The following is a 25,923-nucleotide window of genomic DNA, read 5'->3' on the forward strand; positions in this document are numbered from 1 at the left end:
TGATGGAATTGGGGTGCTGTGTGGCTCGGATCATCGAGGGAGTTCGCTACCATGCCCCAATCTTTTCGCGCCACTGCTCTCGTTCCACGCGGTTTCGTCGTCGATGAGGTCACGAGCGATGGCGCGAGCGCGCTGATCACCGTGCGCTCCGTTCAAACCGCGAGCGTCTGTCCTGGGTGCGGAACCCAATCCGGCCGAGTTCATAGCCGATATCATCGGTGCTTGGCGGACCTGCCGATCGCTGGGCGTCCTGTTCGCCTCAGGGTGCGAGCGCGTCGGTTCTATTGTCGGACCGTTCTATGCGGGCGGCGTGTGTTCGCCGAGCGCTTCGACGATGACGTGCTAGTACCTCGTCCCAGAGGATTTGACTGTTTGATCCTGGGCTGGATTGAGGCGTGGCAGGTGTTCACGATTTGCAAGAACGGTGACGCTTCGCGGCACGCCGGGTTTGCGTGAGATCAGCCCGGCTTTTTCCAGCGTGAGGAGCATCTGGTACACCGTAGGTGGCGTGACGCGGAAGAAGCTCTGGATATCGGCCTGCGCTGGCGGGCGGCCGTTGACCAGCGTGTAGGCGTCAATGAACGCGAGATACTGCCCTTGTTTTGGGGTGAACTCTGAAGGCGATTCGCCGACGTGATTCATCATCGTCCTCCACAGCAGGGGATCGACGATGAACATACGCTACCGGGTGGTACTCGATGAAGCCGAACGGGCTCAACTGAGGGCCATGTTGAGCGGCGGCAAGCATGCGTCACGAAAGATCAAGCGGGCACAAATCCTGCTGGCTGCCGACGCGGGGGTCAGCGACGAGGAAATTGCCCGCACCGTCTCGATCGGCGGTTCGACGGTGTATCGGACAAAGCGGCGCTTCGTGGAAGGCAATCTCGAGGCCGCCCTCAGTGAGGAGCCACGTCCGGGTGCCGCGCGCAAGCTGTCAGGCAAGGAGACGGCGCTCTTGGTTGCGACCGCCTGCTCCAGCCCACCCCTGGGGCGCAAGCGCTGGACGCTCGATCTGCTGGCGGGCGAGATGGTCCGTCTGACCGAGCACGAGGCGGTGTCGCGCGAGACGGTGCGGCGGCGCTTGGCCGAGGACGATCTCAAGCCGTGGCGACGCGACATGTGGTGCATCCCGCAGATCGACGGCGAGTATGTCGCGCGCATGGAGGATGTGCTCGATTTGTATGCCGAGCGGGTCGATCCCAGGCGTCCGGTGGTGTGTTTCGACGAGAGCCCGACGCAGTTGATTGGGGAGACGCGCGCACCGATCCCCGCCGAACCGGGCCAGCCGGAGCGTTATGATTGCGAATATCGCCGCAACGGCACGGCCAACTTGTTTGTGTTCCTCGATGCGCACCGATCCTGGCGCCATGTAAAGGTCACTGCGCAGCGCACTGCAAAGGACTTTGCCTTATGCATGCGCGATCTAGTGGACACGCACTACTCAAAAGCGGAGTTGATCCGTGTCGTGCTGGACAATCTCTCGACCCACCCGGCCGGGGCTTTGTATGAAACATTCCCCGCGGACGAGGCGCACCGCATCCTGCGGCGGCTGGAATTCCATTATACACCCAAGCATGCCAGTTGGCTAAACATGGTAGAGATCGAGATAGGTGTGATGCGCGGCCAGTGTCTCGACCGCCGCATCGGCGAACGCGAACGCGAACGCGAACGCGAACGCCTCAGCCAAGAATTGCTGCCTGGCAGAAGAAACGCAACGCCGCAGGTGCACGCATCAACTGGAGGTTCACCACCCAAAAGGCACGCGACAAACTTGCTCGCGCCTATCCCGACATCGACAAAGAGTCATAATCACTGCGTCGGGGTACTAGTCCGCCCCAGCCCGTACGGGATGCGACGGCCATGGGCACCGCGGCCAGCGCATCGGCGGTGGCGCCCCACAGCAGGAGTCGCTCGCTGCCGAGGGATGTTACGAATCGGGCATTGAGCGTGCTGGTCACCATGATTCCGACGATGCCAGCCCCGAACAGGAAGCCATAGAGTTGCGGCGGCACGTGATGGACCGTGATGTAGGCGAACGTGCCGAAGAAGAAGAAGCCACCCGCACCGGCATGGGCGAGCAACCGGCGGTCGAGCAGTAGTCGGCCATATTCGGCGAAAGCGCGCCGTAGTGGTTCCGTGCTTCGGCGCTCCGGGGGCAAGGTTTCGCCCAGGGTGAACAAGGCCGCCATCGTCGCCAGGCCCACAGCGACAAGGGCGCCGAAAATAGCCCGCCAGCCCGCCGCCGCTAGGATCCCACCACCGACGAGCGGCCCCAGCAGCGGCGCTACGGCCATGATCGCCATCAGCGTCGACATCATCTGCGCAGCGCGCGGCCCGGTGTGGAGGTCGCGCACCATCGCGCGCGCTAGGACCACGCTCGCGCAGGCGCCGATGGCCTGGAGCACCCGCCAGCCGATGAGCGCGAACGCGCTGCCCGACAAAGCGCATCCGGCAGATCCCATGATGAACAGCACCAGGCCTGCCGCGATCGGGCCGCGCCGTCCGTAGCGGTCGCCGATAGGTCCCCAAAACAACTGGCCGACACTAAACCCAACGAGATAGCTCGATATCGTCAGTTCGATTGTGCCCGGGGCCGCCTTCAAGGCCGTGGCGATGGTCGGGATCGCGGGTAAAAATAAGTCGGTCGAGATGGAGGCGAAGCCCGGCAAGACGCTCAATATGACGAGGACCCGCCATCCATGGCGTGTCTCGCCTGGAAGATCCCAGGCGTCGTGAACCACGCGCGCTTCACCGGTCGCCGCCACCCCAGCCGTCACGTGGCCGTCAGTCAGCTTCCAGCCTCGTCGAACACCTTGCGGGCAATTTGCAACGCGGTCATCGCAGGCGGCCATCCAGCGTAGAAAGCGAGATGTGTAATGATTTCGATGATCTCGTCCTTCGTCACGCCGTTCTCCAGTGCCCGCTTCAGATGAAACGGCATCTCGTTGGTGCGATAAAGCGAGATGAGGCTGGTGATCGTCACCAGGCTGCGGTCGCGAGGTGACAATTTCGAATTCGCCCACACCTCGCCGAACAGGACCTTGTCGGTGATCTCTGCCAAGTGGGGCGCAATGTCGCCGAACGACTTGCGTGCATTTGTTGGTTCTTCACCCATCTTGATCTCCTGTGACATTGCTGCACCCCCAGCTTCTTGCTCGTAGGGCAGAGCGGCGGCTGCCAATCAGTGTGCGACGAAGCCGCCATCGACCGGCAAGGCCACGCCGAGAATGAACGATGCCCCGGGGCTGCACAGCCACAGCACGGCCGCCGCAACCTCTTCGGAACGGCCCATCCGGCCGATCGGCTGATCCTTCAGGAATTCCTTCATGGCGTTCGGATCGATTGCGTCACCCATTGGAGTGTCGATGCAGCCCGGGCACACGGCGTTCACCCGGATGCCTCTGGTCGCGTAATCCAGGGCGGCGCTCTTCGTCAGTCCAATCACCCCATGTTTGCTGGCATGGTACGCGGCCCGGCCTGGCAGTCCGACGAGCCCACCCAGCGACGAGCAGTTAACGATAGTGCCACTGCCTTGCTTCCTCATCTGAAGAAGTTCGTGCTTCATGCAGGTCCAGACGCCGCGCAAGTTGACGGCGTTCACCTCGTCGAAGCCTTCGCCCGTTTCGTCGGTGATGTCGCCCATCGGACCCAAGATACCGGCGTTATTGTAGGCCATGTCGAGACGGCCGAAGGTGGCGACTGTGCGCTCCACCATCGCGGCGGCCTGCGCCTCGTCTGTCACGTCGAGGGTCACCGCAATAGTCCGATGGCCTTCGGCGCTGAGGGCGTCGTTCGCTTTCAACAGTGCCGCCTCGTTGCGGTCGGCCAGCACGACGGCGGCGCCTGCCTGCGCGAACGCCTTGGCGGTCGCCAGGCCCATACCTGAACTTGCGCCCGTCACGAGAGCGACTTGGTCTTTGAAGTCATAATTTGGGTTCATGGTGGTCTATCCTTCGCGTCCGTATTGCGCGTCGCTGACTGGTTCGAGCCAATCGACGTTCTTGCCGTCCACCATCTCCGTGACCGCGATGTGCGTCATGCCCGTCGTGGCGGATGCGCCATGCCAATGCTTCTCGCCCGCGGAGAAAAATACGGTGTCGCCGGGGCTCACGCTTTCGATGGCGCTATCGACGTGCTGCACCCAGCCATGGCCCGCTGTAATGATGATGGTCTGCCCCGCCGGATGCGTATGCCAGACGGTCCGCGCTCCGGGGGAGAAGGTGACGCTGGCCGTTGTGACCCGGCTCGGCGCTTCGGCCGTGGCCATGTTGTCGACGCGCACGTTGCCGCTGAAGTTGTTGGGGACGGCGCCGATCTTCGACGGCATAGATGCGTTGCGGGTTATTTGCATGAGTTCTCTCTGGTCGTGAGCGGGCCTTGGGGCCCGGCGGCGATGGCTGGACAACAAATAGGGGGTCAGGCTGACCGCGATTAGGCGCTATAACCCGCATACGGCTATAAGATGGACTTCTGAATGCCAAGGGCCGACCTCAACGATTTGGCAGCATTTCTGGCCGTTGCCCGCGAAGGGAGCTTCACCAAGGCCGCCGCGCAACTCGGGGTTTCGCAGTCCGCGTTGAGCCAGACCTTGCGAAGCCTGGAGGCAAGGTTGGGCCTCCGCTTGCTGACCCGGACTACGCGCAGCGTTTCGACGACGGAGGCTGGAGAACGCCTGCTTAGGGCCGCCGGACCGCGTGTGGACGAAATCGAGGCAGAACTTGCCGCTCTGGGTAGCCTGCGAGACAAGCCCTCCGGGACCATCCGCATCACGACGCACGACCACGGCGTCAAGGCAGTTCTGTGGCCCACGCTTGAGCGATTCTTGCCCGGCTACCCCGACATCAAGGTCGAAATCGTCGTTCAATATGGCCTGACGGACATCGTCGCCGAACGTTACGACGCGGGCGTTCGTTCCGGCGAGATGGTCGCCAAGGACATGATCGCCGTCCGCATCGGCCCAGACCTCCGCTCCGCGGTCGTCGGTTCACCTTCCTACTTCGCCGGGCGCCCGCACCCCAAATCGCCGCAGGATCTGACCGCCCACGTCGGCATTAACCTGCGCCTCCCAACCCATGGAGGTCTTTACGCTTGGGAGTTCGAGAAGGGCAGACGTGAGGTGAAAGTAAGGGTGGAGGGGCGGCTTACATTCAACACATCTCCGCCCATGCTCGACGCTGCCCTAGCCGGGTTCGGCTTGGCATACTTGCCGGATGATGATGTGGCGGACCACGTTGCCGCAGGGCGGCTGGTTCGTGTGCTGGCGGATTGGTGTCCACCATATTCGGGATATCACCTATATTATCCAAGCCGCCGCCAACCTACCCCGGCATTTGCGCTGCTCGTAGAGGCGCTACGCTATCGCCCTTGATGGATGGAGCGCCCTCTCTATACCTTTAGGGTCTAAACGCCTGAGCCAGACCAAGTGCGTCGAGTCGGGTGCTGCCGATAATGACAGCCTAGTTTAATCATGAGCGTCTACGGCTCGGTTTTCCAGATTTGCAAGCGTGCGCCGCTGCTGAGATGGCCAATATGGAAGCGCCCCGCCAACTGCGTCGTGCATGTGCCCCGCTCCAAGTTGGGGACCAATGCGGTGCTAAACACCCAGAACCTACTTCCGCTCACGTCCGCTATCGGGGAGGCGGCAGAGACTTCTGTATTACCGGCACTGGCGCTTAGCCGCCGGAGCTGAGTGGGCACAACTGGCCGAAAGCGGAACAACCGCGTTGGAGCATTCGCCCAACCGCTCGCACCGAGGCCACTTGATCTCTACCCGTCACTGCAAGGGAGACTGGGCGACACGCCCCGCTCGAGGTCATTGACTATGCCGCGCCGAGATGGGCGCGGAGTTCCTCACGCAACACCCGTCACTGTGGCGCGACGCCGCCGATCACGGCGTCTTCTGTCGCCCGATGCGCGAAGGACATTGGACCGTAATCCTCCTCCTGCTCGATCGCGAGCACCCCTTCCCTGGCAAGTTCCAGCCCGGCCAGCAGCGTGCTGGCGACGGCGGCCCGCGCTCTGAGGTCGCGGTTTGCGACGTCAGCCGAGATCGCCGGCAGGAACGCGCTCAATTCACCGCCCTCAGGATGCTCCGCCAAGGTCAACCTGATCCGCGCCAATGCATCCGTCACGCGCCAAAGATCTGGAATGACTGGCTGGTAGGGAGGTGCCTCGTCCGGCCGCCCTCCCCTGCCCCGCAGCACGACCAGACAGGCTTCCATCAGCGCGACATAGCCACCCTCCCGCGATGGCGCCGTCGCGGCAGGCCGCGCGAAGACGTCGGTCCCGAGTTGCGGCCGCGCCGTCAGCCAGGCCGCGGCGGCACGCACAAAGACCATCTCCTCAAGCCGCCGTACTTCGGCAGCGGCGTCCTGCTCCGCCGCGATCGCCGCTTCCGGGCTGGCGGGGAACAAGAGCCTGGACCGCAGCAACACAAGCCGGGTGGCCAGCACGAGCCAATCCGCCCGATGTTCGAGAGACACGCGGCCGACCAACCGCTCCATGCTGGCCACGAATTGCTCGGCCAGGTCGCGGATGGACATCCGGCCAAAGTCGATCCGCTGCCGCTCGGCGAGATCCAGCAGCAGGTCCATCGGCCCGTCGAAACCGTCGAGATGCAGCATCGGCATCTCGGCCACCCGGGGCGGCGTGCTCCAGTCATCCCAGATGGGATCACCTGATCCCTCGGCGGCGTCTTCCTCCCGCTCCTCCCCTACCGTCGGCCCATCACTCACCGCCGTAATCCGGCCTGATGTCGACGATCAGCCTGGTCCAGCGCTGACGTACGGCCTGCATCGCCGCCCAGGGCGTCCAGTCGGCCGACCAGAACGCGACTTCGAACCGGGCCGAGCGGCGTAGCCGGCGATCGTCGCTCCCCGTCTTCAAGCGGACATGGCGGAGCGCCTGCACCACGCCCCAATGGGTCCGCAGCCAGGCCAGGCTGGCCGGGTCGTCCGGCCCAAGAGCGAGGACGCAGTCCGGCACCGGCAGCAGCGCATGCAGGTCGAAGGGACAGCTGCGGACGCGGCCGATCGCGGCAGTGACCCGCTGCTGGTTGGCCTCGATGGCGCTGCGGATCTGCCGCGCCAAGGCCCGCGCGCCGGACAGAGTGAGTCCGGTGGAACCATCCGGCGGGTGGACCAGTGCCATCACCCGGTCCTCCTCAAGCAGATCGAGGTCCGGGGACAGCCAGGGAATGGCGCCGAGTCCGGCCGCCGCCATTTGAAATGTTGCGACATGCTCCGCCGGCCCGCTGACGATCAGGACATGCCGCAGCCAATCCGTGTTCGGCAGTGACAAAACATCCCCGTCACGTGTCATGGGTTCCAAGGGCCTCTGGCCTTTGGCGGGTGCAGGGCGGAGCAGCCAAAGGTTCCGATCGGCGTGTTGACGCCGGTCGGAAGGGCTGCGGAGGGAGCGCCCTGCCGCTGCCTGGCCACTCTCACAAATCCAGCAAGCGGGCGGGGTTCTCGCCGGTGATCTTGGCCCGGCGGCGATAGCCGCGCAGGGTCGAAAGGTCTTTCTGCCGGGTATGGGCCATCACCTGCTCGTCCGGCGCGGCGGCCAGATAGGCCTCGGTGATGAAGCCGGCGCGCAACCCATGCGGCGACAATCGCTCACGGGGATCGACGGTCAGACCGGCGAGTGCGGCGCGGCGCAGCAGGATTTTACGCACGCCATCCGTCGTCAGCCGGTTCTCCAGCGTGCCCCAGGCGGTGACGCCACGGAACACCGGACCATGGGTGATGCCGGCGCGTTTCAGGAAGCGTTCGACGGCCTTCACGGGGCAAGTGTCCTCGCCGCGCATCCAGGGGATGGTGACATCGGCCCCCTGCCCTTCCTGGTCGCGTTTGCTGCGTGGGATGTGGATGCTGAGCCCCACCTCCTGAAACGTCAGGTGCTCGCGGTCGATCGCCACCAGCTCCGAACGCCGCAGCGCCCCGGCAAAGCCGGTCAGAAAGAGCGCGCGATCCCGGACCCCCGCGAGATCCTCGCCACAGCTCCCGAGCAGCTGGCGGATTTCCGTGGAGGTCAGGGCGGCCGAGGGACGGATCGGCTTGCCATGCTGTTTCAGGATGCCCTGCAGGGTCGCACTGATCGCCGGATGGCGCGTGCTCCAGAGATGCCCGTTCTGATGATGATGGTGGGCGATGGCAGCCAGCCGGGCCCGCAACCCGCTCTTGCCCAGCGCCGGCACCAGACTGGCGAGATAGGCCGCGACCAGCACCGGATGCACCGGCAAGATCGCCGGGTTCACCGCCTGGGTCCGGCACCAGGCGACGAAGGCGCGCCAATCGCGCGCATAGGCGCGCTGTGTCGAGGCGGCCAGATGGTTATCGGCGAAAGTGGCGGCGGTCTCGATCGCCTGGCCGAGCGGCCCCGACAGCAGCGCCAGCATCTCCGCCGAGGCCGGCGAGGCCGGCGCCATCCGGCCGACGATCGCGAGCGCCGAGGCCTGGCTGGTTGCGGGCGCGTCCAACGGGCTAACGGCCGCCGACACGGGACCTTCGGAGGGAGGTGCCGTCATGCCGCGCCGTCGCTCCGCATGAACCCCATCGCCCGCTCCTTCATCAGGCCGCGGCGCGTGACACCGCACCCGCCTGCCCCGAGCCGATTCTGCCAGACACGGGGCAATTGTGGCAACTGGCTTTCTTCATATGCGACGTCTCGATAATAGGGATTATCGAGAGTCACGGAAACGTGAGGATACGCTGCGATTCGATAAAGCGTTGATATCGGACGAGGTTTTCTGCGACATTCTAGACGCGTCGGCTGCAGATCCTGACCTGCGAGCGCGTGGCTCTCGCGGCAAGTCTCGATTGCTGTCGGCACAGCGTATGGGCGCAGAAGGCTTCGCGCCTGATGCGATCAGGCTAGCCACCCTCCCTACTCGGACGCTCCGCCGATATCTCCGCTCGACGAGCGTGGTCGGGCATAAGCGTTAACACCCTCGCCCCGCGCTGCGCCGCGGTCCGCCACCCACATTTCATAGCCGGCTGCTCGGTGCCAACCGCCGAGGCCTATGTTTCGGAAACCATGGTCAGCATCATCGTGACGCCGCCGTCTGCGGTCAGGCGCCGGTCAAGAAGCTGGCGCGCAACCGGCTAGATTCTTCGCGAGATTCCGTAGCACATGACAGAATATGGTGGCGGCCTGCATGACCCTATCCTGCTGCGTAAAGGCTTCGGGGACGCACTGCGCTCCTTCGAACTCGCCGCCATCCATATCGAACATCGCAGGCACGGGGGCGCGGGTTATGCCTCACCCTGCCCAGCTCTAAAGGCAAGCGCCTGGGCAGTGGTTCCACCATCGCTATTGCATAACAGACCTATATCTCTTTCGCGCGCGGCGTCGCTTGAAGGACGCCGCGCGCGATCTCAAAATGCCCCGTTGGGACGGATGTAGACGCTGCAGGCACGCTGGTGCGATAGACAATGAGGTATCGGGGATCAGGAGCGAGGCGGTCGATGGGCCCGCTAGCGCGCGTGTTATCAAGGCACAGGGCGGCCCTCGCCTCAATTGCAAATCGATGACGAAGGACGTGGACCGAGGCGTCTACCCCAAACGCCTCACAAGAGCTCGGCGACCTATTCGACCGACACCCTTCGAGGACGTGATGGATGCAGGTGGAGTCGCCTCCGACTCGTGTGGACTTTACTGGGGAGGAGTCACAGCCGGTTCATGGACTTTACTGGGTAAGCCCCGTGGACTTTGCTGGGAGGGTAGTTTTGAGATTCCCTATGGAATCATGAGTCTAACAAGAATCGCCCCGAGGACTTTACTGGTGACAGTACAAGTATAAAAAACAAATATTTCCTTCCAGTAGATTGCCCCAGTAAAGTCCACAGCGACAGCAGAACCACAATCAGACAGATTGAAGTTATGGGAAAAGTCCACGACATCCTGGAACTCAAAGGTAAGCAAGGGGCTTTGCTTGCCGATTTCGAACGCGTGGTCGTGGAAGCCGCTGCGCAATACCTGGGCGATGAAGAAAATAGCATTGGATTTCTCTACTCAGGCTGGTGCCAGGCAGCCCTCCCCCATCGGAAATTGCCGAACGAGGCTGGTTGGCAAATTGAGAGCGAACGTATGGCCCTGGTCGTCGAACCCGGCATGCGCCCGACCTCCAGCGGCAAGCCAGAAGCTGTCGGCGTGCCCTATGGCAGCCGCGCTCGACTGATCATGATCTACCTGCAGAGTGAAGCCGTGCGCACCCAGTCCCGCGAGATTCTGCTCGGCCGGTCGCTTAGGGAGTGGCTCGCTAAGATGGGCATCCCAATCGGCGGCAAGAGCCTCAAGGATGTTAGGGATCAGTGCGAACGCATCAGCCGATGCCGCCTAAGCCTGACCGTGCGCCACGGCAGCCGGGTCGGCATGACCAACCAAAACGTCGTCGATACCGCTATGTTCGTCGATACCGAGGAGCCGGGACAGGGCAGCCTCTTTGTCGAGACGGCCCGGCTGTCCGAGGGCTTTTACGAGCAGCTCCAGCGTCATCCCGTGCCGCTCCAGGACGCCGCCATCCGGGCGATCGCCAACAACTCCATGGCGTTAGATGTCTATGCCTGGCTCGCCTACAGGCTGCATTCCCTGGACAAGCCGCGGACCATTTCATGGAAGGCCGTGAAGTCCCAATTCGGTGCGGGCTATGCGCGGATGGACCACTTCAAGATCAACTTTCGCCCCACCATGGCCCTGGCGCTCGCGGTTTATCCGGATGCGCGGGTTGATGAGGACGAAAACGGTGCTGGACTGATCCTGCACCCGTCACGGCCGCCAGTGCCGAGCCGCTTGGTTTCCGTCTCGGCGAAATAGGCCACCCAGTAAAGTCCACGCGCCCCTTCGCTCGTCGAGACGGACCACCCAGTAAAGTCCACTCCCCCAATCAGCGTTGGCTGGAATAGCGAAACCCCGCCTTCTTCTGCGGCCCCGCCATATACTCCTCATAAAGCGGCCCCATCTTGGCCAGCAAAAACTCCCCGAAGCCACGCGCGACCGCTTGGTCGATCTTGAGCACGAAGGCCTTGTCGCTCACCGTCACGGTCGCGACCGTCTCGCCCGTCTTCGCGAGCCAAGGTCGCGGTTTGCTCGGGGACAGACTCGCCGACACTTTCGGCTCCGATCGCGTCAAATGCTGGTGCAGCATGTCGAAGCGTTGATCCGACGGTATGGATAGAAAATCCTCACTTTCGAGAAGCGGATCGACCGGGCGTTCCACAGCGCGCTTTGAAAAGGATGTGGCGAGGTCGAGCCAACGGTCCCTCCCCGCTGATGGCGCCGGACCGATCGCTTCCACGATATCCGTCGGCAGTCGGTTCACGACGCTGATGAGACGCGAGAGCGCCGTCTTGTCGATGCTCAGCGCCTGCATGATCGTCTCGCGATCATAGCCCCCCTCCTCCAGCGCCTGCGCGAACCGCCCGCGCTCGATGAAGGACAAATCCGCCCGCGCGCTGTTCTCCTGGCCTTGAGCGATCACCAGCTCCTGGTCACTGAGCGGCTTGATGATGGCGCGCACGGCGCGACCGAGTTCCGCCGCCGCACGCAAACGCCGGTGGCCGAACGCCACCTGGTAGCGGCCTGCCGAAGTGGGATGAGGCCGCACGAGAATGGGCGAATCCTGCCCCTTGGCAGCGATGCTCGCGCGCAAGGCCTGGAAGCTCTCGTCATCGCCTTCCATGCGATCGGTGATGAAGGAGCGATCGATGAGAGCGGGGTCAAGATCGAGGATCAGCTCACCGGTCGTGAGACGCGCTTCGAGCGTGCGGGCGGCGTCCGCGCGGGCGGCCAAATCGTCAATAGTTCGGGTCACGGCGCCGAAAGCGCCACGACCGGTAAAGGCAAGGGCAGGGGTCCTGGCCGCACCTTCCTCATTCGAGTTGACAGCCGGCAACTTTTTGTTCGTCAGACCTGTAAGCAGGTTTTTGCGGGCCATCAGCGTCTCCCCCAAGCGGCATTGATCAAGTATTCGATTTCACCATTGACGGCATCGAGCGATTCCATCGCCCGGTCATAGGTCGAGGCGGTGAACTGCCGGCGCTCCACCTCGTACAGCGTTTGCTTGGTGATTCCCGCATCCGATATCGCGACGCTTTTGAGCATGGGGTTGATCAACACATGCTGCCCGAAAAGGGAGCGCAGGAAGCTCACCATCTGGGTCTGCGGCCCGTCGGACGGCTCATACCGGGTGATGAGATAGCGCAGCCAGTCATAGCCCATATTGCCCCCGGCCTTTTTCAGATGGCCGAGAAGATCGCCCATCATCAGCAGGAACTGGCACATCGACATCACGTCCAACATTTGCGGATGGACGGTGATGAGAATGGCGGTCGCCGTGCAGAGGGCGGACATGGTGAGGTAGCCGAGCTGCGGCGGGCAATCGATCACCACCACATCATAATCATCCGCGACCGGCTTCAGCGCATCCTCAAGCCGGGTGAAGAAAAGCCGTTCGTCGGCCGGTGCGCCCTTCATCGCGAGGATCCGCGGCGTATCGTACTCGAACTCCATGAGCTCGATATTACCGGGCACGATGTCGAGGCCGGGGAAGTTCGTTTTCTTAATGATCTCGCGCAGCGGGCGCGCGGCGCCGTCATAGCGGATAGCGCCATAGAGGGTTTCATCCTCGCCGACATCGAATTCCGGCTGAAACCCGTGCAGGGAGGAGAGGCTGGCCTGGGGGTCGAGATCGATCGCGAGAACCCGGTGGCCGCGCAGCGCCAGATGCTGGGCGAGGTGGGCCGCCGTCGTGGTTTTGCCGCTGCCGCCCTTGAAGTTGACGACAGCCACGACCTGGAGGGCTTCGCCCTCGCGCCGGCCGGGCACGTAGCGTTTGCTCGATCGGCCATTCTCATCGAGATAGTGGCGAAGCTCCCGGATCTGCGCGGCGGTATAGGAGCGGCGTCCGCTGGCGGTGACTTGCGGCTCAGGCCCTTTGCCATCCAGCGATAAGTTGCGGAGATATCCGCTATTGACGCCGAGGAGCTTGGCCGCTTCGCTCACCTGGAAGCTACGCAGGGTTTTCTCGGCTGTCGGTGGGAAAAGTTCAAGCCGGTGCGCCTGGAGCTTTTCGGACAGTTCCCGCGCGTGATGACCGATGATACTATCGATATCGCTCGCGACCAGCTTTGCATTGCTCATCACTTAGGCTCGCACATGCGATTTCAACTCAAAATGTGGTTGAGATCGCACTTATCGTGATACGGCTGGCGGTGCAATGTTTAGATGAAGTAAGCCCTTTTAGATTAAAGTTGACAGCCGGCAACTAGTACCGAATCGGCCTTATGTGCTCGATGGGGGGTGCGGTTCACAGGACCGGGTGACATCCAGATAACCGCGTCGTCGCTTGGTCGTCGCCAGCTCGGCGAGGGCGATCGAAGCGGCCATGACATCCGGATAAAGGTCGAACCTCATCCGCCCGTCGGTGCCGATTCTGCCCCAGTTACGGAGGAGGAGGACACTACCGAACAAATCGCGCGAAATCGCCAGCACGTAGAAGCGACGCTCGTTCCGCGCAGGCCGGATGCGCCTCAGCTCGATCTTGGAGGATTGGAGGTGCCACATCGGAGTAGGTCCTGACCGGATTCGCAGCGGTTTTCTCGCAAGCATATCTTTCTACCAGTCGACCACATGATCCAGCCGAGCCCATTGGGAATCACTGCGATTCGTGAAATGCGTGGATTCACGTTAGATGCCTCCTGTTGGATCTTGCGGACAAAGACATCGTGTGGTCGCAAAAACCCGGAACCGCTAGCGAGCCTCCGAAAGGCAGCGCCGTCGCACATGTTAGGGCTTTTACACGTTGTCCCTATCAAATCGTCGCCACAGCCGAGTTCCTAGAAAAACTTATCCGGTAGAACTCGGTAAGGATCGCCCGCTCCACCAGTGACACAATCCCGCATTCATCCCTCATACCTACGATCGGAAGGTTTACATTTGCGTTGCTAAAGTGTCAGCCAACTCGCAGCGACCACTATGGAATGTCGAACCCAAAGAACAACGCTTCATCTCTTGCGCACCAGCTTGAATGTAATCCACGTGAGGCGTATATTGGCTTCACTTGGAGCGGGGCGATGATGAGCGGACGGAGCGCGACGATAGAGGATCTGCTGGGGTTTAAACCCATAGCCACCGACACGCGGCTCGCTTTGGCCTATTCAATCCAAGCGGGCCTGCCTGTTTCGGCTCTCGATCATTTAGCAGAAGCCGTCGCACCCGATGACACGCGTTTCAAGTTCAGGCTGATCCCTAAGGCGACCCTCGAACGTCGCAGGCGATCGCACAAGCCACTGACCACGGATGAAGGTGATCGTTTGGCGCGGATCGCCAAGGTTTTCTCGATCGGCCTCGACATCTATCGAGATCCGGTCAAACTCCGAGAGTTCCTTGGCAGACCACATATGATGCTCGACAACAAAGCCCCTATGGACGTTGCACTTGGAACGGGCCCAGGGGCCGATGCGGTCATCAACCTGTTGGGCCGCGCCGCTTACGGTGGCGGCGTTTGACCGGTCAGAAGACCGATCGCGTTCTAACATGCTATCGTATAGGTGATCCGGACGGCGCCCATCCGATTTACGACACCGAGGGGGCGCGGCTGTTTCCTGGGCGATGGAACACAAAACAAAGCCCGATCCTTTACACCTCAGAGCACTATTCGACCGCGATGCTTGAAAAACTGGTGCATGCGAACAGCATGCTGCCGCCGAACCAACACTATATAAAAATTACCATTCCCAATGGTATAAGCTACGAAATATTCCAGACCGCCCGACATGCCGGATGGGATGCAAAGAGCGAGTCGATCTGCAAGGCCTTCGGCGAGGCGTGGTATGAACGGCGCCTAACCGCTTTGCTATTCGTGCCGTCGATCCCAGCGCGGCTGGAGCGGAACATCCTCCTGAACCTCCATCATCCCGATGCAGCTTCGATCACGCACGACTTGCCCGAGCCTGTGTGGTGGGACGATCGCCTATACGGCTGAAGCTGCTGGTCTCGGCGCGGGTTCTACCCGCGCTCACGCCAAGCGACATTTGCGTGACTAGTTGTTGAGGGGGCCGAGGCTGACACAGGCGATGCTGCGTAGATCGACGGCGGCTTGGATGGAAAACCTGTACAGCGTCTTGATCGCTGGCTACGTGTGAACAAGCCTCAGCGCCCGGCGCATCCTCTTGCACTGGCACGTTCCGAAATCAGGTTAGATGCGCCAGTGTCTGCAAGTCGTTCAGAATAATAAATGGAATACTTTGGCTCCAACTTTCGTCGATGGTGCTGCGGCAACAGGCGTTAGCTCCCTAAACAAGCGGCTTGTTTAAAAAAATCCGCAATGCCCAGCCAGGCACAAACCTATTCCTCCGCCCAGAAAGGCGCCGCCGACTAATACGGCGACGATTGCCGCCCAGGTCGCGACAGCCTTTGCCTTGTGGAGTTCACGAATGTCGAGCTCGATGGTGGACAGCGCAGACGTGACCGCCGCTTGTATATCATCTGCCGCACCCGCACTGGCTTGCTTAAGGTTGTCGGCCGACCAGGCACCCGCATCATTGATGAGCTTCGACGCAGTCGATTTTGCTGCCTCGCACTGGCTTGTGACTTCGCGCCGGCCGATCTCGATTTGAACCGTAAGGCGATCGGTCGCCTGGTTTGCTACGCCCTCGACAAGCTTCGTGAGGTGCTCCGCAAAGAGCTTATGGACGATTTCCGTAACCGTAACGGTCGCTAAAATCGGATCGTCAGGAGCAAGGCGGATGTTATGCCGCCTCGCCACTTCATTGATGATAGCCTTGATGTCGACGGTGCTCTCAGACATTGCGGTCGCCCTAGATGGCGAGGGCGAGCTGATCGAAGATCTCTCGCTGGATTTGCTTCAACCTTTGCTTCGCCATCAGTCGGAAATCGGGGCTATTGATGGCCTCATCGAAGGTCATCTTCTTCGTCAGGAGCTGGTCCATATCCTGCGCAAACAGCTCAGAGCGATGATAAGGTACTCGAAGGAGGGCGAGTATCTTGTCCTTGTGGTTTGCATAGGTCTGAATTTGCTCGAAATCCTTTCCGCCCGGCTGGATGAGGCCCTTTAGAGCCTCGTTCAGCCAAACGACGATTTTCGCCTGACCGCCGATGTTGGTCGCGATGTCATCGAATCCCTGAATCGTCTCCATCATAGCTTCAGCGCCGACTATCGGTACATGCACAACCATATCGCGGCCGTGCTCTGCCAAAACCTCGGGAACACGGTTTTCCACAAGATAGGCCATGAACGGCAGGAAGTTGGTCGCCCCATTGTCGATGACAAAGTTTCTATCTAGCGAAATGATATCGTCTATGATATCATCAAACGCACGCGAATTGACCGTATTGTTCTCCGACATGATGTCCAAAGCCGTCACATTTAATGCCTTGTAAGCGGCAAGAGATTTGTTGCTAGGATCCGCGTCAATGACTTTGGTTGGCCGGTTTTCGTGTTGGAAGTATTGCGCGATGCAGTTGGCGACGAACGACTTTCCTACGCCGCCTTTGTGCTGCAACGTTATGTGAATAGAGCACCGGTCAGATGAGCTGGTCTTTGTTGTCGTCGGGGAGCCCGGGGCGGCGAACGAAGCCTCGCGGTCGGGGAGGGGCTTTTGGCCCATGACTTTTCTCCTGTGGTGAGTGGGGGGTGGATGCTTCCACCGCGGTTGGCGAAGCCTCCATCCATGAAGCGATTGCCGGGGCAGGGGAGGGGGCAGCCGCTTCAAGGAGCGCGAAGGCTGCCGTACGCTTCGGCTGGATTAGTTGAAGATCGGGGTTTGGAGTGCTCTGCCGGATGCGATCGACATAGCGACAAAACTGCCGGTAGCTCATGCCTGCTAGCCTGGCTTTGAGTTGCTCGAACAAGGTCCGTGACGATTGGCCCGCTGTGATTCCAGTGCGGATGTCCGAGAGCGCCTGAAGAACCATGACGCGGCCTTGTCCATTTGGCACCCGGGAAACGCGCTCGGCCACCATCACATAGCCCTTTTTGTATTCTGGTGTCCAAATGAGGCCTGATAGGGCTCGAGATGTCGCAACATGTCCCTATAAGACCAAAGAAGGTTATTCGAATCAAGCGGACGTTTTCAGACCATTAAAGAGGCTTCTGGCCTTTTTCGGCCATCGCTCGATTCGGCAAGATATGCGCCGTAGGCCTACGGGGCTGGTTTTGGCTTACTCGCCCCTGTGGGGCTCGACGCCGCGGCTCTGCGAGACTGACTGCCGCTGCCGCGTCTAAGGAGGGAAAACACCATGGAAGAGGCGATTCAGGGTGAGCGTGAGGACACCAGGCCGAGGGGAAAGCGGCCGTTCAAGGTGTGGGTGACGCCAGCAGAACGGGTGCAGATCGAGCGCCTTGCGGCGGCAACGGGCCTGTCCTCCTCGACCTATCTCCGCAGCCTCGGCCTCGGGTACGAGCCGAAATCGACGCTCGACGCGAGGAACATCCTTGAGCTGTTGAAGCTGGGAGGCGACCTCGGCCGGCTCGGGGGCTTGCTCAAACTTTGGCTGACGGATCGGCCCGGCGAGGGCGTGGTGGTGGAAGACGTAAGGGCACTTCTCCATTCGGTCGGAGAGCTTCGCGACCAAATCGCCGATAAGGTGGCGGCCCTTTGATCGCAAAGGTGTCCCGCAGGGTTGCAGGCGGTAGCTTCGGCCGTCTAGCGGCCTACGTGTCTGACCTGAAGAAGATTGGAGACCTCCGCGATTGGCGCAAAACCGCCGACTACATTCTGGACAAGAAGGGTGGTGGCGAGCGTGTAGAGGCAATCCGCGTCACGAATTGCCACTACGAGGAGCCCGGCATGGCGCTTGCGGAGATCGCCCGCACCCAGGAATGCAACACGACCTCGAAGACTGATAAGACCTACCATCTGATTGTGAGCTTCCCGCCCGGCGAGACGCCGACACCGGCGCAACTCCACGACATCGAGGACAAGCTTTGCGAGGCGATCGGGCTGGCGGACCACCAGCGCATTTCCGCGGTCCATAACGACCGCGATCATTTCCACTTCCACGTCGCCATCAACAAGGTTCATCCGCAGAGCTTCAGGACCGTCACACCGTATTTCGATCAGCCTCGGCTACAGGCGGCGTGCATCGAACTTGAGAAGAAACACGGCCTGACGCCGACGAACCACCAAATGCCGGATCGCAGTCAGTGGGCAGTGAAGGGCCGCGCGGAGGCGATGGAGCTGCATGGCAAGCAACAGAGCCTCATCCAGTGGGTGCGCGACGAGGCCGGCCCGGTGCTGCTGGCGGTGCAAGAGACCGGGCAGGGATGGCAGGACTTGCACCGCGCTGCCGCCACCTATGGGCTTGAAATCAAGCCGCGTGGCGCCGGCCTTATCATCGCGGTTGCTGGCGAGAAGTATGCGCGCGTGAAACCGTCCGAGATCGACCGGCGGCTATCCTTCGGCGCGCTGACCGAAAAATGGGGGGATTACCAGGCACCCAAAGGCCCGCAGCCGGCGCCGGAGAAGGCCTATCCGCGTGCGCCGTTACACACGCCCAGCCCGTCAACCGCGAGCCTGTTCCGTGACTTCCAGCGGGATCGCGAGCGTGCCCTTGCGGAGCGCAAGACCAGCCGTGAGACCACCCGCGCGACGGCAAGCGCCTGGCGCGCTGAAATGGCGGATTGGGCGGCCGAGCGCCGTGCCGCCATTAAGGCGATGCCATTCACGGCCGAGGGGCGCCGCGAGGCTTATGCGGCCTTGAAGCGCGAGAAGCAGCTTGTCATGGAGCGCGAGAAGGCGCGGCGCGCCGAGGAGCGCAAGCCCGCCGCCAACCGTGGCCTGCCCACCTGGCAGGGCTGGCTTCAGGAGCAGGCGGCGCGCGGCAACACGCTTGCGGCCGAAGTGCTGCGATCGACGGACCAGCGTCAGGCCGAGCTGGGGGCGGCGGTCCTCTCCGCCGAGAACGCCGACCAGGCGCGGCATGTCGTCTATCAGCACCTTCGCCCCGTCGTCGGAAAGGATGGCTCTATCACCTATCGTGTCGCCGATGGTGGCCGGGTAACGGACCAGGCCCGCCAGGTGCGCGTTGATGAGGTCTCGGTCGCCGCGACCTTCCTTGCGCTCAGCTTGGCGGCCGACCGTTTTGGAGACCGGGCGCTTGTGGTTGGAGGAACCGACGCGTTCAAGACGCAGCTCGCGAACCTTGCCGCGATCGAAGGTATGAACGTCACCTTTGCAGACCCGGCGATGGAGGCGGAGCGGCAGCGCCAGGTGAGAGAGCACCAGGCGCGCCAGGCGGGCCGGCCGGCGGCTCCGCCCGCCACAGGGAAGACCCAGGCGGACCCCGAGCTTGCTGCCTTCATCGAGCGGCGTAACGACGCCCGCTCAAAAGTGTCGGAGATTCTGCCGCATCGAGCATGGGGGCCGTCTGATGCCGGCGAGGTGGTCTATCGCGGCCGGCGCCAACTCGGGGAGGGCCGTGAGGTGCTGTTGTTCGATCGAGACGGCGAAACGCTGGTCAAGAACGCCACACCGGCCCAGGCCGCGCGAGCGTCCACTATTCGGATCGGTGACGCCGTGGATGTGGATGCGCGCGGCCGACTGCATGAGCACCAGGTGCAGCCAGAAAAGGACCAGTGTCCGCAGCGCTGACGTCTAGCCAAGGGACGATTTGCGAACCGGAAGCGGCGGCGCGTCGTCGGACTACCATTACTTCAGCTCTTTTGATATGACGTATGATATCTTCGCGCCAATCGACGGCCTAATGGTACGGGTCGCGCCGATCGCGCAGTTCGGCCGGGTATTTCGATACCCATCCGACAGTAACAGGGAGAGTTGAGATGGGCATTATGCCGAATATCCCCACGCTACCTGCCACGAAGAAGGGCAGCCCACGCCGCGCGCTGATCGGCATGGGCATTATGGGCGGCGGTGTTGCCGCCCTCAATTCCGCTGTTACTCAATTTGTGGCGTGGCGCTTGCACTACGACCCTGCCCTCGGGGTGCCCTGGTTCGCCCACTACTACGCGCCGTGGGCCTGGACTCAATGGGCACAAGCGCCATGGGCCGGCTCCGTTTCAAACACCTTTCAGCTCGCGGGCGCGGGCGTCATGGTCGTGATCGCCGGGGGAATCCTGATCGGCGTTCAGATTAGCGGATCGGCCCGGCGCCGGCCGCAGAAGATCGAGGGCCTTCACGGCACGGCTCGATGGATCACGACCGTAGAGGAGCTACGAGCGATAGGGTTCCTGCCGAAAGAAGGCGAGCAAGGGGCAGGCGTCTATATCGGCGCGTGGACGGACCCCAAGACCAAGATCACGCATTATCTTCGACACGATGGACCGGAGCATATCGGCGCGATTGCACCGACCCGCAGCGGCAAGGGCGTGGGCCTGGTGCTGCCGACGCTGCTTTCGTATCCGCATTCCTGCGTCGTGAACGACATGAAGGGCGAGCTTTGGGGGCAGACTGCCGGGTGGCGGCAAGCGCATGCCAAAAACATCGTCATCAAGTTCGATCCGGCGGCAGCCGAGGGAAGCGGGAGCTTCAACCCGCTCAACGAAATTCGGCTCGATTCCATTCATGCCGTTGCAGACACGCAGAACCTCGTAACCATGATCGTGGACCCCGATGGTCGGGGTCTTAATGATCATTGGGCGAAGACATCACACGCGCTGCTGACGGGTCTCGTCCTGCATATCCTGCACACGACTTGGGAAAAGCGGGATTTGGGCAAGAAAGTTGAGGAAGCCACCCTCTATGATGTTTCCTTTTACCTGTCCGACCCCAATCGCGACGTGAAGATGCTTTACGAGGAGATGAAAAACACTCTTGCGGAGGTCAATAAAAACGACTCGCACCGCCCAAACATGAACAAAGCCAAGGAAGACGTGCTGAAGGACGCCCGCGCCGTCATCGCCGCCGCAGGCCGCGATATGCTCAACAGGCCCGACAATGAGCGGGGCTCCGTTCTCTCGACAGCGATGTCGTTTCTGTCCCTTTATCGCGATCCGCTTGTTCGGAAAAATACGTCTCGTAGTGATTTCAGGATTCACGACCTGATGAATCACGAACAACCCGTGGCGCTCTATCTGGTGGTGCGGCCGAGTGACAAAGATCGGCTCCGCCCTCTTGTCCGCTTGGTGTTGAATCAGATCGTGCGGACGCTGACCCGAGACGAGTTGAAGCGGTTGGACGATGGCCGCTTTGTCTCGCCACACAAGCGGCAATTGCTTCTCATGCTGGACGAGTTTGCCGGCTCCTTCGGCAAGCTCGATATCTTCGAGGAGTCGCTGTCCTTTATCGCCGGCTATGGTCTGAAGGCGTACATCATTCTGCAGGACCGCGAGCAGCTTCTAAAATCCTACGGTCCACACGAGAACATTATCAGCAATCTGCATATTCGTGTCGCCTATGCACCCAACCAGACGCAGACGGGCGAATGGATTTCCGAGCTGCTAGGCACCACGACCATCATCAAAGAGGACGTGACAGAGAGCGGAAAGCGTGGCGGCAGCCTTAACCAGATTAGCCGCTCCTATCGCGAAATCGAGCGGCCTTTGATGACGGCCGATGAGGTCATGCATATGCGGGCGCCCAGCAAGGAAGCGGAGACCGGAAAAATCACCGATGCCGGCGACATGCTGATATTCGGTGCGGGGCAATACGCGATCTACGGCACCCAGATTCTTTACTTCATGGACAAAGCGTTTTTAGCGCGGTCGGTCCTCAAGCCGCCGGAAACCATGCGCACCACCTACACGGTGCCCACGCCGCTTATCGCGGCGTCGAAGTCTGGCACGCGGCCCAAGGAGGCGGTTGTTGCGCCGTTCCAGGCATGACGGCGGCTGGCCTGCTGCTTGAGCACCAGCACCGCCTATTTGGTCGAAGGCGCGCTTTGACCGGGCGCGAGAAGCGCCGCGTCATTGCCGGAATTGTTGGCGCGGCCGTTGCGGTCGTCGGGTTCGTGGTCGGGTGCCATAGTGCCGGTCTTTGGATCAACACGACCGATTCACTGCCTGTGGGCCTGTGGCGGGAGGTTCCCGGCCAGGCCGCTGAGCCGGGTGATGTCGTGTTGCTCTGCCTGCCGGCCACGCCCGCCATCGAGCTGGGCCAATCACGCGGATATATCGCGCCAGGCGCTTGCTCGACCGGCCAGGAAATCCTCTTGAAGCCGATCGCCGCCGGGGCTGGCGACATGGTTGTCGTCTCGTCTGACGGAATCACTGTCAACGGTCGCGAGCTGGCCAATAGCGCCCAGCTCGTCCGCGACAGCCGGGGCCGCCCGCTGCCGCATGTCGCGGCCGGCCGCTACCGCGTGCCACCCGGCGAAATCTGGCTGGTCTCGCCGCATAATCCGCGCAGCTTCGATAGTCGGTATTTTGGTCCGGTCTCTGCGACCTTGGTTCGGGCGCATATGCGACCCGTATGGGTGTTCGACTGATGGTGCCCTGCATCGCGATCGGTGACGGGGTAGCGCTTGGGCTCGCCCGAGGGCGTCCTGAATGCGTAGCGGCGGCCGTGCAGGGCATTTCATCGGTCGCCTTCGTCGCCTCTGACCTTGGCCGCCTCAAGCCGGCACAGACCGCCATTATCAGCCTCGGCGCCAGCGATGCGCCAGGCGCCGATACGACTGGCAGCCTGCGGCGGCTGCGTCAGGCGGTGACGGCGGAACGGGTTATCTGGCTTGTTCCGAATGCGTCCCCGGCCGTGCGGCTTGCCATCACGACGGTTGCCGCCGAGTGGCGGGACAGCTTGATCGATACCAGGCCGGCTTTGCCCGCCGAGGCGATGGCTCAAGTGGCGCCGGGCGCGTCTCAAGCCGTGCCCGTGCCGACGCCAGGCTTGCACGTGGCCACGGGGGCAGACCCTGAGGCTGCCCTTATGGCATGTGGGTCGAGCGTCGATCCTTCGACCTTGCGCGCCATCATGCGCGTGGAGAGCGGCGCGCAGGTCTATGCAATCAACGTCAATGGCGCGCCTTACCAACCGTCTCTGGCTTCCACCCCGGCCGATGCGACGGCCGAGGCACAAGCCTGGATCGCGCGGGGCTACAGTGTTGATTTGGGCTTGATGCAGGTGAATAGCCGGAACTTGCAGAGTCTTGGCTTCACCGTCGCGCAGATGTTCGATCCTTGCACCAATATTCAAGCGGGCGCGTCAATCCTGACCGCTGATTATCTCTCTGCATCGGCGGCCCGTACCAATCCGCAAGATGCTCTGAAAGCCGCTCTGTCTGCCTACAACACCGGCAATTTCGAGCGCGGTTTCTACAACGGCTATGTCGCCAAATACTACGGACCCGGTGCCGAGATTGGCTATCAGCCAATCGTCACCGCAGCCGCCTATCGGCCACACCATGCCGGGCGGGTTCTGCCGCCCAATCCTTACACCGCTAGTCCTGGTGTTTATTCGAGGGAGGCCGCCAATGAGTGACGAGATTCCAAAAACGCAAGTCGGTCAGATAAAACAGATCGAGACCACGCCTTACGTGTCGCAAGACCTCGCGGATTTCGGAATACCGGGCGTTTGGGTTGAAGTCGATCCCGAGACTGCCGAACAGATGGGCGCATTCGAGGAAACCGCCGTCACTCTCGCAGAGACGGAGGATGACGATGGCAACTGAATACGCGAAGAAGGTTGCCGAAGGGCTGATCGAGCAACTAAAGCAAGGTACCGCACCGTGGCAAAAGCCGTGGCAGCCGGGCGAGCAGTTCATGCCCTACAATCCGACGACCGGCAAAGATTATCGTGGCGGCAACGTCATGTGGCTAATGGCTCAGGGCCATTCCGATCCGCGCTGGATGACCTACCGGCAAGCCACGGCCGAAGGCGCTCAGGTGCGAAAGGGCGAGCACGGCACGCAAATTCAATACTGGATCACGCGCGGCAGCGAGCCCGTGACGGACGCTGAGGGTAAGCCGTTGCACGGCGAGGATGGCAAGCCGCTGACACGGGTTGTCGAATACGAGCGGCCCCGCGTCAAAACCTTCACCGTGTTCAATGGCGAGCAGATCGACGGGTTGGCACCTCCGCCGACGCGCACCGTCGCGGAGTGGGACCGGCACCAGAGAGCCGAGGAGATTTTGACGGAATCGGGTGCCCGCATCGAGCACCAGGCCGGGAACAAAGCCTATTACCAGCTTTCGGCGGATAAGATCGTCATGCCGGAGCGCGGCCAGTTTCCGGCCGCAGACGGCTATTATGCCACGGCGATTCACGGGCTGGGGCACTGGACCGGCGCCCCAAACCGGCTTGACCGCGACCTCGCCCACCCCTTCGGCAGCGAAGCCTATGCGCGTGAGGAGCTTCGCGCAGAGATCGCCTCCCTGATCGTCGGCACCGAAATCGGCATCGGTCACGATCCGAGCCGACACGCCGCCTATGTCGGGAGCTGGATCAAGGCCCTCGAAAACGACCCCCAGGAAATTTTTAGGGCGGCGGCCGATGCGGAGAAGATCGCGGCCATGCTGCGCGGCTTCGAGCGGACCCAGCAGCAGGGCGCAGAGTTAGCGCAGGGGCAATCACCAGAGGAGAGCGCCGAAGCCGGGACCGTGCCTGTCCGAGCGCCTACCCTCGTTCGAGAGGAACACCCCGTCATGCAAACAAGCACCGAACGCACCTATCTTGCGGTGCCGTATGCAGAGAAGGACCAGGCGAAGGCGGCGGGCGCCAAGTGGGACCGGGAAGCCAAAGCCTGGTTTGTGCCGGCCGGGACAGACCTTGGACCGCTGAATGCCTGGCTGCCGCCCCGCGAGGAGCTTCACGTCGCGCCGTCGCTTGATTCACGCGCCGAGTTCGCGGAGGCGCTGCGGAGCGCCGGGCTTGAGATGAACGGCCTGCCCGAGATGAACGGCCAGCTTCAGAGGGTCCGCGTTGCCGGCGATACCGGCCAGCAGCGCAGCGGCGCCTATGTCGGGCATTTGGACGGACACTCCGCCGGCTACATCCAAAACTTCAAGACGGGCGTGCAGCAGAACTGGAAATCGGGCGCGCCCATGCAGGCGCTTGGCGCCCAGGACCGCGCCCGGTTGACTGCCGAGGCTGCGCAGAAGGCGCATGACCGCGCGATCGAGCGGGAGAAAGGCGCGCAGGCCGCAGCGCTCACAGCCGCCGCCGCTTGGTCCGCAGCGCCGGCAGCCTCCGGCACTCACCCGTATCTGGTTGCCAAGGGCATCGGGCCGGGCGAACTGCGCGAAGGTGCGCCGGGGCAGACGATCTCCACCACTGACAAATTCGGCCAGTCGAAAGAGGTGAGCCTAGAAGGCAAGTTGATCGTGCCCATGCGCGATATCGACGGGAAGCTCTGGAGCATTCAGACGATCGATGCAGACGGCACCAAGTCGTTTCACAAGAACGGCCGTGTGGAAGGCATGCACGCCGTTGTCGGTGGCGCGCTGACGCCTGATGTCGCGATCATCATCGCCGAGGGCTTTGCCACGGCAGAGACCGTGAGCCGCGCCACCAGCCTGCCGGTTATCGCCGCGTTCAACGCCGGCAATATCGCGCCCGTCGCGCAGCTCTATCGCGACCGCTACCCGGAGCGCAGCGTCATCATTGCCGGGGACAACGACCACTCGCAAAATGCCGACAAGAATGTAGGTCGTCGAAAGAGCGAGGAGGCCGCCGTTCAGGTGGGCGGCTATACCCTGCTGCCGGATTTTGCGCCGGACGATCGCGGCACCGATTGGAATGACTACCAGCAGACCAATGGCGAGGCCGCGACCTGCCAAGCCGTCACCTCCGGCCTGCGGTCGATCGCGGCGAGACAGATCGCGGCCGAGAGCACGTTGCTTCGTCAAGAGCAGGAGGCCGAGGCCCAGGCGCACGAGCTGTTGGAGGAGCGCCAGCAGCAGGCCCACGAGGATGAGGAAGTCGAAATCGAGCTGGTGGAGAGGGAGCAAGAAGCCGAGCGCGAGCAGGAACAAGAACAGAGCGTTAGCATCGGTCGATAGGATTCTTG

General features: G+C 62.1%; 24 protein-coding genes and 2 pseudogenes. 13 read left to right on the top strand and 13 right to left on the bottom strand.

Translation table 11 applies throughout. The features are described from left to right. Positions 1 to 51 precede the first annotated feature (51 nt). Complete coding sequence (locus QP803_RS24210; RefSeq protein WP_434082931.1) at positions 52 to 456, top strand: transposase family protein; 405 nt, start codon at positions 52 to 54, stop codon at positions 454 to 456. Here the strand turns inward: QP803_RS24210 and QP803_RS22295 are convergent. Beyond that, positions 343 to 678, bottom strand: a complete 336-nt coding sequence (locus QP803_RS22295; RefSeq protein ID WP_284948003.1) for a LexA family protein — start codon at positions 676 to 678, stop codon at positions 343 to 345. The two genes, QP803_RS24210 and QP803_RS22295, sit on opposite strands and share 114 nt — an antisense overlap. Between QP803_RS22295 and QP803_RS22300 the strand changes: the two genes are divergently transcribed. After that, a protein-coding gene (locus QP803_RS22300; protein WP_434082932.1) for an IS630 family transposase occupies positions 671 to 1,809 on the top strand; the annotation gives its coding sequence in 2 pieces (ribosomal slippage) (positions 671 to 1,694 and positions 1,694 to 1,809; 1,140 coding nt in all). The two genes, QP803_RS22295 and QP803_RS22300, sit on opposite strands and share 8 nt — an antisense overlap. A gap of 17 nt (positions 1,810 to 1,826) precedes the next feature. On the opposite strand, the pseudogene QP803_RS22305 reads toward QP803_RS22300, so the two are convergent. The 4 genes and pseudogenes from QP803_RS22305 to QP803_RS22320 all read right to left on the bottom strand — a co-directional run. After that, positions 1,827 to 2,852: pseudogene (locus QP803_RS22305) on the bottom strand (Bcr/CflA family efflux MFS transporter); the annotation flags it as partial. After that, the gene (locus QP803_RS22310) at positions 2,789 to 3,115 is read right to left on the bottom strand and encodes a carboxymuconolactone decarboxylase family protein (RefSeq protein WP_284948171.1); all 327 of its coding nucleotides are present in this window, start codon (positions 3,113 to 3,115) and stop codon (positions 2,789 to 2,791) included. The gene QP803_RS22310 and the pseudogene QP803_RS22305, both read right to left, overlap by 64 nt. A 66-nt stretch (positions 3,116 to 3,181) precedes the next feature. Further along, positions 3,182 to 3,940, bottom strand: coding sequence for an SDR family oxidoreductase (locus QP803_RS22315; RefSeq protein WP_284948004.1), 759 nt, complete (start codon positions 3,938 to 3,940; stop codon positions 3,182 to 3,184). Positions 3,941 to 3,946: 6 nt separating this feature from the next. After that, positions 3,947 to 4,351: a (R)-mandelonitrile lyase gene (locus QP803_RS22320; RefSeq protein ID WP_284948005.1), complete on the bottom strand. Its 405-nt coding sequence runs from the start codon at positions 4,349 to 4,351 to the stop codon at positions 3,947 to 3,949. A 123-nt stretch (positions 4,352 to 4,474) separates the two neighbouring features. Between QP803_RS22320 and QP803_RS22325 the strand changes: the two genes are divergently transcribed. Beyond that, positions 4,475 to 5,368, top strand: a complete 894-nt coding sequence (locus QP803_RS22325) for a LysR family transcriptional regulator (protein ID WP_284948006.1) — start codon at positions 4,475 to 4,477, stop codon at positions 5,366 to 5,368. Positions 5,369 to 5,864: 496 nt separating this feature from the next. Here QP803_RS22325 and QP803_RS22330 read toward each other — a convergent pair whose 3' ends face one another. The 3 genes from QP803_RS22330 to QP803_RS22340 all read right to left on the bottom strand — a co-directional run bounded on the left by QP803_RS22330 (position 5,865) and on the right by QP803_RS22340 (position 8,527). After that, complete coding sequence (locus tag QP803_RS22330) at positions 5,865 to 6,734, bottom strand: segregation and condensation protein A (RefSeq protein WP_284948007.1); 870 nt, start codon at positions 6,732 to 6,734, stop codon at positions 5,865 to 5,867. Then, on the bottom strand, positions 6,727 to 7,320 hold the full coding sequence (locus QP803_RS22335; RefSeq protein ID WP_284948008.1) for a hypothetical protein: 594 nt from the start codon (positions 7,318 to 7,320) through the stop codon (positions 6,727 to 6,729). Before QP803_RS22335 ends, QP803_RS22330 begins: the two co-directional genes overlap by 8 nt. A 121-nt stretch (positions 7,321 to 7,441) precedes the next feature. Then, complete coding sequence (locus tag QP803_RS22340) at positions 7,442 to 8,527, bottom strand: tyrosine-type recombinase/integrase (RefSeq protein ID WP_284948009.1); 1,086 nt, start codon at positions 8,525 to 8,527, stop codon at positions 7,442 to 7,444. 1,355 nt (positions 8,528 to 9,882) lie between these two features. Here QP803_RS22340 and QP803_RS22345 point away from each other — a divergent pair. After that, positions 9,883 to 10,815: a replication protein RepA gene (locus tag QP803_RS22345; RefSeq protein WP_284948010.1), complete on the top strand. Its 933-nt coding sequence runs from the start codon at positions 9,883 to 9,885 to the stop codon at positions 10,813 to 10,815. 70 nt (positions 10,816 to 10,885) lie between these two features. On the opposite strand, the gene repB is transcribed toward QP803_RS22345, so the two are convergent. From repB to QP803_RS22360, 3 genes are all read right to left on the bottom strand, one after another. Then, on the bottom strand, positions 10,886 to 11,935 hold the full coding sequence (gene repB, locus QP803_RS22350) for a plasmid partitioning protein RepB (RefSeq protein WP_284948011.1): 1,050 nt from the start codon (positions 11,933 to 11,935) through the stop codon (positions 10,886 to 10,888). Then, positions 11,935 to 13,140 (bottom strand): plasmid partitioning protein RepA, encoded by a 1,206-nt coding sequence (gene repA / locus QP803_RS22355; RefSeq protein ID WP_284948012.1) that lies wholly within the window; start codon positions 13,138 to 13,140, stop codon positions 11,935 to 11,937. The genes repB and repA overlap by 1 nt, the downstream gene beginning before the upstream one ends. 141 nt (positions 13,141 to 13,281) lie before the next feature. After that, positions 13,282 to 13,608: a WGR domain-containing protein gene (locus QP803_RS22360; protein ID WP_350356109.1), complete on the bottom strand. Its 327-nt coding sequence runs from the start codon at positions 13,606 to 13,608 to the stop codon at positions 13,282 to 13,284. Positions 13,609 to 13,979: 371 nt separating this feature from the next. Between QP803_RS22360 and QP803_RS22365 the strand changes: the two genes are divergently transcribed. Then, positions 13,980 to 14,507, top strand: coding sequence for an Xre family toxin-antitoxin system antitoxin (locus tag QP803_RS22365; protein WP_284948014.1), 528 nt, complete (start codon positions 13,980 to 13,982; stop codon positions 14,505 to 14,507). Beyond that, entirely contained in the window at positions 14,504 to 14,983 is a 480-nt protein-coding gene (locus QP803_RS22370) for an RES family NAD+ phosphorylase (RefSeq protein WP_284948015.1), read from the top strand. The genes QP803_RS22365 and QP803_RS22370 overlap by 4 nt, the downstream gene beginning before the upstream one ends. A gap of 327 nt (positions 14,984 to 15,310) precedes the next feature. Here the strand turns inward: QP803_RS22370 and QP803_RS22375 are convergent, their stop codons facing one another. Further along, positions 15,311 to 15,808 carry a hypothetical protein gene (locus tag QP803_RS22375; RefSeq protein WP_284948016.1) on the bottom strand — a complete coding sequence of 166 codons (498 nt, stop codon included), beginning with the start codon at positions 15,806 to 15,808 and terminating at the stop codon, positions 15,311 to 15,313. A gap of 10 nt (positions 15,809 to 15,818) precedes the next feature. Continuing rightward, positions 15,819 to 16,628: a nucleotide-binding protein gene (locus tag QP803_RS22380; RefSeq protein WP_284948017.1), complete on the bottom strand. Its 810-nt coding sequence runs from the start codon at positions 16,626 to 16,628 to the stop codon at positions 15,819 to 15,821. A 631-nt stretch (positions 16,629 to 17,259) separates the two neighbouring features. Between QP803_RS22380 and QP803_RS22385 the strand changes: the two genes are divergently transcribed. The 7 genes and pseudogenes from QP803_RS22385 to QP803_RS22415 form a co-directional block, all read left to right on the top strand. Further along, complete coding sequence (locus tag QP803_RS22385; RefSeq protein WP_284948018.1) at positions 17,260 to 17,622, top strand: plasmid mobilization protein; 363 nt, start codon at positions 17,260 to 17,262, stop codon at positions 17,620 to 17,622. Positions 17,623 to 17,630: 8 nt separating this feature from the next. Next, positions 17,631 to 19,613: a TraI/MobA(P) family conjugative relaxase gene (traI, locus tag QP803_RS22390; protein WP_284948019.1), complete on the top strand. Its 1,983-nt coding sequence runs from the start codon at positions 17,631 to 17,633 to the stop codon at positions 19,611 to 19,613. Positions 19,614 to 19,801: 188 nt separating this feature from the next. Then, complete coding sequence (locus QP803_RS22395) at positions 19,802 to 21,802, top strand: type IV secretory system conjugative DNA transfer family protein (protein ID WP_284948020.1); 2,001 nt, start codon at positions 19,802 to 19,804, stop codon at positions 21,800 to 21,802. 56 nt (positions 21,803 to 21,858) lie between these two features. Further along, positions 21,859 to 22,404 (top strand): conjugative transfer signal peptidase TraF, encoded by a 546-nt coding sequence (traF, locus tag QP803_RS22400; protein ID WP_284948021.1) that lies wholly within the window; start codon positions 21,859 to 21,861, stop codon positions 22,402 to 22,404. Next, positions 22,389 to 23,396: a lytic transglycosylase domain-containing protein gene (locus QP803_RS22405; RefSeq protein ID WP_284948022.1), complete on the top strand. Its 1,008-nt coding sequence runs from the start codon at positions 22,389 to 22,391 to the stop codon at positions 23,394 to 23,396. The genes traF and QP803_RS22405 overlap by 16 nt, the downstream gene beginning before the upstream one ends. Beyond that, positions 23,389 to 23,586, top strand: a complete 198-nt coding sequence (locus tag QP803_RS22410; protein ID WP_284948023.1) for a hypothetical protein — start codon at positions 23,389 to 23,391, stop codon at positions 23,584 to 23,586. The genes QP803_RS22405 and QP803_RS22410 overlap by 8 nt, the downstream gene beginning before the upstream one ends. 1 nt (position 23,587) lies before the next feature. Next, positions 23,588 to 25,915, top strand: a pseudogene (locus tag QP803_RS22415) (zincin-like metallopeptidase domain-containing protein); the annotation flags it as partial. Positions 25,916 to 25,923: the final 8 nt, after the last annotated feature.

Origin of the sequence: Acidisoma sp. PAMC 29798 (genome assembly GCF_030252425.1) — a bacterium.
Classification (GTDB): Bacteria; Pseudomonadota; Alphaproteobacteria; order Acetobacterales; family Acetobacteraceae; genus Acidisoma; species Acidisoma cladoniae.

Excerpts from the sequence above, each read along its gene's own strand:
- QP803_RS24210 (WP_434082931.1), top strand. The coding sequence starts at position 52 with ATGCCCCAATCTTTTCGCGCCACTGCTCTCGTTCCACGCGGTTTCGTC.
- QP803_RS22295 (WP_284948003.1), bottom strand. The coding sequence starts at position 678 with ATGTTCATCGTCGATCCCCTGCTGTGGAGGACGATGATGAATCACGTC.
- QP803_RS22310 (WP_284948171.1), bottom strand. The coding sequence starts at position 3,115 with ATGGGTGAAGAACCAACAAATGCACGCAAGTCGTTCGGCGACATTGCG.
- QP803_RS22315 (WP_284948004.1), bottom strand. The coding sequence starts at position 3,940 with ATGAACCCAAATTATGACTTCAAAGACCAAGTCGCTCTCGTGACGGGC.
- QP803_RS22320 (WP_284948005.1), bottom strand. The coding sequence starts at position 4,351 with ATGCAAATAACCCGCAACGCATCTATGCCGTCGAAGATCGGCGCCGTC.
- QP803_RS22325 (WP_284948006.1), top strand. The coding sequence starts at position 4,475 with ATGCCAAGGGCCGACCTCAACGATTTGGCAGCATTTCTGGCCGTTGCC.
- QP803_RS22335 (WP_284948008.1), bottom strand. The coding sequence starts at position 7,320 with ATGACACGTGACGGGGATGTTTTGTCACTGCCGAACACGGATTGGCTG.
- QP803_RS22340 (WP_284948009.1), bottom strand. The coding sequence starts at position 8,527 with ATGACGGCACCTCCCTCCGAAGGTCCCGTGTCGGCGGCCGTTAGCCCG.
- QP803_RS22345 (WP_284948010.1), top strand. The coding sequence starts at position 9,883 with ATGGGAAAAGTCCACGACATCCTGGAACTCAAAGGTAAGCAAGGGGCT.
- repB (WP_284948011.1), bottom strand. The coding sequence starts at position 11,935 with ATGGCCCGCAAAAACCTGCTTACAGGTCTGACGAACAAAAAGTTGCCG.
- repA (WP_284948012.1), bottom strand. The coding sequence starts at position 13,140 with ATGAGCAATGCAAAGCTGGTCGCGAGCGATATCGATAGTATCATCGGT.
- QP803_RS22360 (WP_350356109.1), bottom strand. The coding sequence starts at position 13,608 with ATGCTTGCGAGAAAACCGCTGCGAATCCGGTCAGGACCTACTCCGATG.
- QP803_RS22365 (WP_284948014.1), top strand. The coding sequence starts at position 13,980 with ATGTCGAACCCAAAGAACAACGCTTCATCTCTTGCGCACCAGCTTGAA.
- QP803_RS22375 (WP_284948016.1), bottom strand. The coding sequence starts at position 15,808 with ATGTCTGAGAGCACCGTCGACATCAAGGCTATCATCAATGAAGTGGCG.
- QP803_RS22380 (WP_284948017.1), bottom strand. The coding sequence starts at position 16,628 with ATGGGCCAAAAGCCCCTCCCCGACCGCGAGGCTTCGTTCGCCGCCCCG.
- QP803_RS22385 (WP_284948018.1), top strand. The coding sequence starts at position 17,260 with ATGGAAGAGGCGATTCAGGGTGAGCGTGAGGACACCAGGCCGAGGGGA.
- QP803_RS22395 (WP_284948020.1), top strand. The coding sequence starts at position 19,802 with ATGGGCATTATGCCGAATATCCCCACGCTACCTGCCACGAAGAAGGGC.
- QP803_RS22405 (WP_284948022.1), top strand. The coding sequence starts at position 22,389 with ATGGGTGTTCGACTGATGGTGCCCTGCATCGCGATCGGTGACGGGGTA.
- QP803_RS22410 (WP_284948023.1), top strand. The coding sequence starts at position 23,389 with ATGAGTGACGAGATTCCAAAAACGCAAGTCGGTCAGATAAAACAGATC.